Origin of the sequence: Kitasatospora sp. NPDC091257 (genome assembly GCF_044757675.1) — a bacterium.
GTDB lineage: Bacteria > Actinomycetota > Actinomycetes > Streptomycetales > Streptomycetaceae > Kitasatospora > Kitasatospora lactacystinica.
In genome coordinates, this window is sequence record NZ_JBIVVI010001828.1 from 1 (window position 1) to 1,145 (window position 1,145).

The window sequence follows — 1,145 nt, forward strand, 5'->3', positions numbered from 1 at the left end:
CCTGGGCAGTGGGGGAGGAGCCCGCCCGCGTCGTCCCAGGTCGGGCGGCGGGGCGCCACGGATTGTCCACGGATATGCACGGACGGCAGCCGTCGGAGCCGCCGGGTCGATAGGCTGGTGGGTGCCCGCGGTCGCTCCGTGGGGGGACATCGGAAGGGGACGACATGTCGACACCAGCCCCGGGTCGTCACGCCGCTTTGGACCAGGGCCCGACGGGCTCGTTCACCTCCCTCCAGCACGCCCTCAGACTGCTGGAGGCGGTCGACCGCCACCCCGACGGTGCCACCCTGGTGGCCCTCGCCCGGGAGACCTCGCTCGGGCTGCCCACCGTGCGCAGGCTCGCCGAGATCCTGGAGGTCGAGGGCTATCTCCAGTGCCAGGACGGCGGTTGGCTGCTGGGCGGCACCTTCGCCCTGCTCGGCCAGCACAACCGGGAGCAGCTGGTGAAGGCCCGGCTCAACCGCAAGCTCGCCGAACTCCGGGACGAGCTGGGCGCCGCCGTGTACTTCAGCCGGTACCACGACGGCGAGTTGTCGGTGGAGGCGGTCTCGGCCGCCGACTACGCGCCGGCCGTGCAGGAGTGGGTGGACTTCCGGGCCACCGCGCACGCCAGCGCGATCGGCAAGTGCCTGCTCGGTCAGCTGGACGCGGACGCCCGGCGGGACCACCTCTCCCGGCACCCGGTCGCCCGGCTCACCTCCCGCACCGTCACCGACGCCGACCAGCTGATGCACCGGTTGGAGCGGCAGCCGGCCACGGTGCCGGTGCTGGACATCCAGGAGTACGCGCTGGGCACGGTGTGCGCGGCGGTGCCGATCACGGCGGGCAGTACGGTCGGCTGCCTGGCCACCTCGATGCCGGCGGACAGTGTCCACAAGCTGAAGGCGGCCGCCGAGCTGCTGGCGGTCCGGGCGGCGCCGCTGATGCTGGCGATGGCGGTCTGACGTCAAGCCGGCGGTCGCGCAAACGAGTTCGAGGAGGCCCTGCCGGGAGACCGGTGGGGCCTCCCGCGTTTCCCGTGGTGGCCGCCGGTGCGCGGCACTTATTAGACTCGATGTCGATAAGGGTGGCCGAACCCCTTGTCCTGACCGCTACCCGCGAGTACGTTTCCCTGGAGCCGAGCCGCCGCCCCCAGGTCAGGAGGG

1 protein-coding gene is annotated in these 1,145 nt (G+C 72.5%); it reads left to right on the forward strand.

All coding sequences use genetic code 11. The features are described 5' to 3' along the window. Window positions 1–164: 164 nt before the first annotated feature. Window positions 165–944 (forward strand): IclR family transcriptional regulator, encoded by a 780-nt coding sequence (locus tag ACIQOV_RS42315; protein WP_401056583.1) that lies wholly within the window; start codon window positions 165–167, stop codon window positions 942–944. The last annotated feature ends 201 nt before the right edge of the window (window positions 945–1,145 follow it).

Bases quoted from the DNA above. Each gene is read 5' to 3' on its own strand.
- ACIQOV_RS42315 (WP_401056583.1), top strand. From the start codon at position 165: ATGTCGACACCAGCCCCGGGTCGTCACGCCGCTTTGGACCAGGGCCCG.